Below are 247 nucleotides of genomic sequence, written 5' to 3'. Positions count from 1 at the left end.
GGTGGAGTCGTCGTAGAGCGCGCGCCACATCAGGCCCTGGGTGATGCCGTTGACCCACATCGAGGCGATGTACAGCACGGTACCGATGGTGGCCAGCCAGAAGTGCGCGTTGATCAGGCCGATGCTGTGCATCTGCGGGCGACCGAAGACTTTCGGGATCAGGTGGTAGAGCGAGCCGATGGTGATCATCGCGACCCAGCCGAGGGCGCCGGCGTGGACGTGGCCGATGGTCCAGTCGGTGTAGTGG

General features: G+C 64.8%; 1 protein-coding gene. It reads right to left on the bottom strand.

Going from position 1 to position 247, the window contains the following annotated elements; genetic code table 11:
- Positions 1–247: cbb3-type cytochrome c oxidase subunit I (locus BST15_RS21060; RefSeq protein WP_207572076.1), on the bottom strand; the 247-nt coding region annotated here is incomplete at both ends.

It is taken from the genome of Mycolicibacter arupensis (assembly GCF_002086515.1).
Classification (GTDB): Bacteria; Actinomycetota; Actinomycetes; order Mycobacteriales; family Mycobacteriaceae; genus Mycobacterium; species Mycobacterium arupense.
Note: the sequence above shows the minus strand (reverse complement) of the source record. Positions and strands in the feature narration are given on the sequence as shown.